This is a genomic window from Parafrankia soli (assembly GCF_001854695.1).
In the GTDB taxonomy this organism is placed as follows: domain Bacteria; phylum Actinomycetota; class Actinomycetes; order Frankiales; family Frankiaceae; genus Parafrankia; species Parafrankia soli.
This window is the reverse complement of record NZ_MAXA01000249.1, coordinates 44,213-50,299: the sequence shown is the minus strand read 5'-3', so window position 1 is coordinate 50,299 and position 6,087 is coordinate 44,213. Positions and strand designations below refer to the sequence as shown.

Here is a 6,087-nt window from a genome sequence, read left to right as displayed (position 1 = left end):
CGCAAGCTCACGCCGCTGGAGACCGAGGAACTGGCCCGGCTGCACCGTGAGATCGCCACGACCGAGGACGAGGCCCGCCGCAGGAGCCTCGACCGGCGGTTCTTCCAGATCATCGCCACCGCCGGAAAGTCACCGCGGCTCGACACGATCCTGGAGTTCCTCGGCGGCGTGCTCCAGGGCAGCTTCTACTACGACTCCCCGGCCTGGGTGGACAACGAGGCCCGGTACCGCGAGCTGTTGCTGGCCGAGATCCGGGCGGGCGACGTCGCGACGGCGGCGCGGACGAGCGAGGAGCACGTGCGCTCCTGCGCCGCCGTGACCATAGAGCACCTGCGGACCCGCGGCTACTGGACGGCCCCCCCGGACGCGCCCTGAAGCCAGGCTGTGTCGTGGCATGACGCGGTACGGCGTGACGTGGCTGTGTGGTGTCCGGTCTTCGGCGCCGGGCGGGGAATGTCAGGGAAGGTGCCAGTCGACGGGTTGGGCGCCTTGTTCGAGGAGGTGGTTGTTGGCGCGGCTGAACGGTCGGGAGCCGAAGAAGCCGCGGTCCGCGGAGCGGGGCGACGGGTGGGCGGACTCGATTGTCGGGGTGGGGGAGAGGAAGGGGCGCAGGCTGCGTGCGTCGGCGCCCCAGAGGATCGCGACCAGCGGGGTGCCGCGGGCGGCCAGGGCGCGGATCGCCTGCTCGGTGACTTCCTCCCAGCCCTTGCCTCGGTGTGCGCCGGGCTGGCGCGGTGCCGTGGTGAGCACCCTGTTCAGCAGCAGTACCCCTTGGCGGGTCCACGGTGTGAGGTCGCCGTTCGTGGGCCTGGGCACGTTGAGATCCGCGCACAGCTCCTGGAAGATGTTCTCCAGGCTGCCCGGGAGCCGGCGTACCTCKGGCGCGACCGCGAAGCTGTACCCGATGGCCATGCCCGGGGTCGGGTAGGGATCCTGGCCGACGATGAGTACGCGGACGTCGTCGAAGGGTTGCTGGAAGGCTCGCAGCACGTGCTGGCCCGCCGGTAGGTAGCTGCGTCCCGCCGCGATCTCCGCGCGCAGGAAGTCACCCATGGCGGCGATGCGATCGGCCATGGGCTCGAGGGCCTTCGCCCAGCCCGGCTCGAGGATGTCCCGCAGGGGTTGTGCCGGCATGGCTGATCACCCTACCGGGGGTTCTGTGAACAGCCGCGGGGCCTGCCGTCGGCCCACAGGGATACGGGGAAGTCCTGACGCTGGTAGCCGGCTGCAGGTCGTCGACGATACGAACGAGCCGATCAACGTGAGCCGAGTCAGACATCAGAGCCCTGCTGGAATGATGTGGACATGCGTCCCAGCTCTGGCTCACGGTGGTCGATCGGCTCGCAGGATTCCGTCCTGTGCCTGTGGTCGCAGGGGTCGGTGCTCTCCATCGGCTCGGTCGGTTCCGTGCTGTCGATCGGGTCGATCGGGTCGGCCGCGTCCATCCTCAGCGTGGGGTCCTTCGCCAGTGTCGGCTCGGCGCTGAGTGCCGCCTCTCGCTGGTCGCTGCTGTCCTGGCGAGCCCGTCGAGCCTCGATGTCCGCCCGCTGACCAGTGGTCGGCACACCGGTAGCGGCCGCCGCGGGGAAGCGACCCCGGTAGGCGAACACTGACCGGTGGGCGACCAGATCCACCTGACGTGATCGACGGGCCGGGCGCGGCCTACGCGCTCGCGAAGCGGGCCAATGTGCTGCGCGTGCAGGCGGCCGCCGGGGCGTGGGGTGAGCGCGGCGGACGGATCAACCCGATCAGCCCTGGTGTCGTCAGGGTGTGGGTGCCCCTGGATGGTTCACGAACCACAGGTTCTCCTCGACGAGCCGCTCGCTTTTCCATCCCTGTGGGGTGCGCACCATGTCGTGGTGGTAGTAGCCGCCGCAGTAGCTCAGCTCGGTCATCCCCGGCAGCAGCATCGGGTTGTAGAACATCGCCCGGACCTTCGCCCTGTCGCCGTCGAGGTCGATCTCCACGTTGCTGATGAAGTGCTGCGTCCACGGCACCTTGCCCAGCCCCGCCTCGAGCCAGGCGGCGACCTCGTCACGCGAGCCGACCGCCGACGTCACCGAGCTGTAGTCGAGGAACGCGTCAGGGGTGAACAGCGTCCGGAAAAGATCCCAGTCCTTCGAGTCGCAGCTTCGGGCGTACCGGGTAAGAACCTCGTTGATCTCGATCTTGTCGGATAACGTCTGCAGGTCCATCAGGGACTTCCTCTCACTGCCGGCTTTCACTGGCGAACTGTTCACGAGACGTGCAGCGACACCCGCACCGCGTCACGGCCGGGGACACGGCGATCCAGCAGCGCGAAGGCGTCTTCGAAGCGATCGAGCGGGAAGGTCTCGCCGGCCAGCGCAGTGGTCGGCACCTGGCCGTCGTTGATGAGAGCGACCGCGCGGGCCGCGTCGAGTCCAGCCCCGGGACCGATGGTGATCCCCCGGAACAGGATCGAGTTGCTGTCCAGACCGTTCACCGGCTCGTCCTTGTCGCCGTGGCACAAGCCCGTCGCCTCCACCCGCAGCACCGCGCCACCCGGCTGAGAATCGGGCACCGGCAGGTCGCGTTCCTCCCAGGTCCGGTCACCGTTGAAAACAATCGCACGACCCATGCCTGCGCTCCCTTGCTCCGGAGCCGAAACTCGCCGGTGTTCTCGGCGGCACGAGGCGTGGGACACCCGGGCCGCCTCCGCCGTGACCTCGCGGTGGCACCAGGACCCTACGCCTGGAACGGCACTCAGTACCACCCTGGACATCAAGCGCCAGCTGCGGTTCGGGGTACCGTGGCAGTGCGGGGTGCCGGGTTCGACTCGATGGCCACGTCCGCGCTCCCGGTGAGCGAGGGGTCGTCATCTGGGGCCGGGCCAGTCAGGATCGGATCACGAGTCGCGTCGCGGCCCGTCCGCCGTCGCCTGAGTCGGAGTTCGCCGGGTTCCGGTTCCCGACTGAGATGATCGTGCCGGCAGCAACGACGGGCTCGCCGTGACGTGCAGATGGCGCGCCGACTCGACCTCGATGTACTCCGCCATGTCCATCCGCTCGGCAGACAGCACGTTGGCCTTCATCATCCGCAGCGGGAACGGATGGTGGCCCGCGAGCTCGTCGGCCAGCGCGAGCACCTCGTCGTGCAGCGTGTCGGCCGGGAACAGTCGGGTGACGAGGCCGAAGGCGAGCGCGTCCTGCGCCGTCACCTTCTCCGGAAAGAACAGCAGCTCGCGAGCACGGGCCGCGCCGACGAGCCGCGCAAGCGACCAGACGAGACCCATGTCCCCGGACACACCGACTTTCAGGAAACCGGTCGCGAACCTGGCGCGTTCGGACGCGAACCGGAAGTCGCACGCGCACGCCCATCCCATCGCCGCGCCCGCGCAGCCACCGTCGATCGCGGCGATCGTCAGCTGCGGCATCGTGTGCAGCAACGTCGACGCGTGGTACACGGCGCCGAGCCGTTCCAGCGTCACCGGTTCCGACGAGTGGCCGCTGGTGAGATCAGCGCCGACCGAGAAGTCGTTGCCCGCGCCACGCAGCACAACGACGCGTGCATCACTGGCGGGCACGGGGGACAGCGCTTCATAGAGCTCTTCGCACATCTGAACGGTCACGCCGTTGCGGCGTTCGGGCCGGTGCAGCGTCACGATCGACACCGCGCCCCGCTGCTCCAGCAGCACGGATGGTTCCACGATGACCGCCTTCGTGTGATCGAGGCTGGATATGCCGTTCCCACCGGTACGTGACGACCTGCGCCGAGTCAGAAGGCTCCGGGGCGGACGGTGCGCATGACGTCGTCGAGGACCTTGTCGAGGGGCGCCTGGCCATCGGTTGCCCTCCAGGCCCTGTTCGCTGCCTCCAGACATGCCAGCGCGGCACCGATGATCGCYTCGGGGCGCGCGTCGATACCGGCCTCGGTGGAAGTGGGGCCAAGACGGTCGGCGATGTGGGGGATGAGGGGGTCGTGCCACCGGCACTGCTTTTCCAGGTTGCGGGCCCGCAGCTCGGGACTACCATCGATCATGAGTCGCAGGCCGAGGGTGCCCTGTGGATCGCCTGCGTGGTAGTCGAGGAGAACGTCGAAGGCCCGGCGCAGTGCCGTCCAGGCATCCTCATCCGCGGGCCGTTTCGCCAGGGCGTCGACGAGTAGTCGGCCGAGGGTGCTCAGGTGGCCGAGTACGACGTCTTCCTTCGAAGTGAAGTAGCGGAAGAAGGTGCTGCGGGACATTCCGGCGGCGGCCGCGATCTCATCGATCGTCGTCGCTTCGTAACCCTTGCGGGCGAACAGATCCATCGCCACGGACATCAGTTCGGCCCGCACGGCCCGCCGGGTGCGTTCGCGGAGCCCCAGCTCTCCAGACGCCTCAGCCATCACTTTTGCACTGTACCCCGCACCATAACTGCTTGGCGATGTCAAAATCGGTACTGAGTGCAGTTTTTGGCGCAGAGTCCGACGGGCGGCCCGGGACATACGCCGAGCCGGCACGCTCGGGTGAGGTGTTCGCCCCTGGCGGTGGCCTGGGCAACCGTTCCGAGCTCGCTCGGCCCGGTCGCCGGCACGGCGGTGAACGGTGGCGGTCAGGCGCCGCGCTGGAGCGAATCGACGATCTTCGTCAGGTCCTGGATGAGCCCGCGGGCGGTCTCGACGTCGATTCCGTAGCGCTGGAAGACCCGCAGAGGAACGTCCGCTGGTGTCGGGATGTCCGCGGCTCGATCGGGCACCGGGCCACGGTGACCGTGCTGGGCGCTTCACTCGCCGCTTCGCGCGCTGATCAGCTCCTCGCCGAGGCGGTTGCGGATGTGTTGACGATGTCCGATCCGCGGGCGAGGCCCGGCTCACCGACGACACCTGTACCGGCGATGTCGTACCCGCCTGCGATGTCCGGCCTGCTGAGGATGTCGTTGCGCAGCCGGGCGAGCGTGCGCGCCATCGCCTTCGGAGTGCTGGTGGTGCGGCCGCTCAGCCGCTCGAACACCATGACGGGCGCCGCGCCGGAGAGCTCGAACGTCTGGCGGAGCCGGGTGCCGGCAGCGGTCGGGGTCAGCTCGAAGCGCCACAGCGTACTGTCCGGCCTGGTGCCGGTACGCACGGTGCGGTAGGCGAAGGCCACGCCGGGCTCGGCGGTGACGATCTCGCACTCCCGGCTCCAGCGGGCGCCCCGGAAACGGTTCCAGCCGCGGAAGCGGGCGCCCGGCAGCGGCGCGGCCGCGCCGTCGAGCCACGCGCAGCGGTAGCACTCCGGGCTGTGGCGCGCCATCCGGATGACGTCCGCGATCGCCTCGTACACCTGCTCCGGGGTGGCCTCGATGACGATCTCGGCCTGTCCTCGTAGGGTGACCGGTCCTGGGCTCGCGGCGGTGACGCCGTAGGCGGCGCGGACACGGCGGTGGTAGCCACGGCGGGTGAGGGCGAGCAGCACTGGGAACACCGGCCCGAGCTGGGCGGCGGTCTCGGCCATCCGGGTCGGGTCGGCCGCGTCGAGCCACGGCAGTGCGAAGCCGAGCCGGATCTTGCTCCCGCGCTGCATCCGCTTCTCCATGGCGGCCAGTTCGTCGTCCGGTACCCGCTCGCGCAGGATCGGCACGACGACGGACTCCTCGACGGCAAGGTGCTCGTCCATCAGGGTGAACAGTGCAGTCGCGGCCGCGGCGAACTCGGCGGCGGCACCGGCCGAGCCCTCAGCCGGGCCCCCAGCTGTGGCCCGGTCGGAGGTGTCGTCCGACGCGCCGGTGGTGGCGGTCGCTGCCAGCCGGGCGAGTGCCGTGCGGACCCGTTCCATCAGCGGGTCCAGTACGTCGTGGTCACCGGCGAGCCCGTCCAGGACGTCGAGCCCGTCCACGCGGTCGAAGGGGTCGGCGAACCGTCGCAGCAGCGGCCACAGGTGCGTGTCCTCGCCGACATGGTGGTGATGGATCACGTTGACGACCTCGTCGAGGTGCGTCCGCAGCGCGGTGAGCTGGGCCGGTCCGGCGTAGCGGCGGCCGGCGGCCAGCTGCGCGGCGAAGTCGGCCAGGCGGCGCGTCTCCGCGCGGATGCCCTCGTGAATCAGCAGGTAGGCGGTGGCGCTGGCCATCGGAGGTGCTCCCTTCCCTATGATCGATGCAGCGTGAC

Annotated in this window: 9 protein-coding genes; 2 read left to right on the top strand and 7 right to left on the bottom strand. The window is 69.6% G+C overall.

The genetic code is table 11. The annotated features are described in order from the left end of the window. Positions 1–375 (top strand): FCD domain-containing protein (locus BBK14_RS28250; protein ID WP_116430165.1); only part of this gene is annotated, 375 nt, incomplete at its 5' end. Between the two features lie 81 nt (positions 376–456). On the opposite strand, the gene BBK14_RS28245 is transcribed toward BBK14_RS28250, so the two are convergent. Beyond that, the gene (locus BBK14_RS28245) at positions 457–1,134 is read right to left on the bottom strand and encodes a uracil-DNA glycosylase (RefSeq protein WP_071066245.1); all 678 of its coding nucleotides are present in this window, start codon (positions 1,132–1,134) and stop codon (positions 457–459) included. A gap of 171 nt (positions 1,135–1,305) precedes the next feature. Here BBK14_RS28245 and BBK14_RS36035 point away from each other — a divergent pair, with 171 nt between their 5' ends. After that, on the top strand, positions 1,306–1,551 hold the full coding sequence (locus BBK14_RS36035; RefSeq protein ID WP_020462096.1) for a hypothetical protein: 246 nt from the start codon (positions 1,306–1,308) through the stop codon (positions 1,549–1,551). Positions 1,552–1,763: 212 nt separating this feature from the next. Here BBK14_RS36035 and BBK14_RS28235 read toward each other — a convergent pair whose 3' ends face one another. The 6 genes from BBK14_RS28235 to BBK14_RS28215 all read right to left on the bottom strand — a co-directional run bounded on the left by BBK14_RS28235 (position 1,764) and on the right by BBK14_RS28215 (position 6,049). Further along, positions 1,764–2,195 carry a nuclear transport factor 2 family protein gene (locus BBK14_RS28235; protein ID WP_071066243.1) on the bottom strand — a complete coding sequence of 144 codons (432 nt, stop codon included), beginning with the start codon at positions 2,193–2,195 and terminating at the stop codon, positions 1,764–1,766. Between the two features lie 41 nt (positions 2,196–2,236). Beyond that, on the bottom strand, positions 2,237–2,599 hold the full coding sequence (locus BBK14_RS28230; protein ID WP_071066242.1) for a hypothetical protein: 363 nt from the start codon (positions 2,597–2,599) through the stop codon (positions 2,237–2,239). A gap of 267 nt (positions 2,600–2,866) precedes the next feature. Further along, positions 2,867–3,667 (bottom strand): enoyl-CoA hydratase/isomerase family protein, encoded by an 801-nt coding sequence (locus tag BBK14_RS28225; RefSeq protein WP_071066241.1) that lies wholly within the window; start codon positions 3,665–3,667, stop codon positions 2,867–2,869. Positions 3,668–3,735: 68 nt separating this feature from the next. Next, entirely contained in the window at positions 3,736–4,347 is a 612-nt protein-coding gene (locus BBK14_RS28220) for a TetR family transcriptional regulator (RefSeq protein WP_071066240.1), read from the bottom strand. Positions 4,348–4,553: 206 nt separating this feature from the next. Further along, a complete protein-coding gene (locus BBK14_RS37410) occupies positions 4,554–4,697 on the bottom strand; it encodes a hypothetical protein (RefSeq protein ID WP_241831901.1) in 144 nt (47 codons plus the stop codon). A gap of 50 nt (positions 4,698–4,747) precedes the next feature. Next, positions 4,748–6,049, bottom strand: a complete 1,302-nt coding sequence (locus tag BBK14_RS28215; protein ID WP_071066239.1) for an SRPBCC family protein — start codon at positions 6,047–6,049, stop codon at positions 4,748–4,750. Positions 6,050–6,087 lie beyond the last annotated feature (38 nt).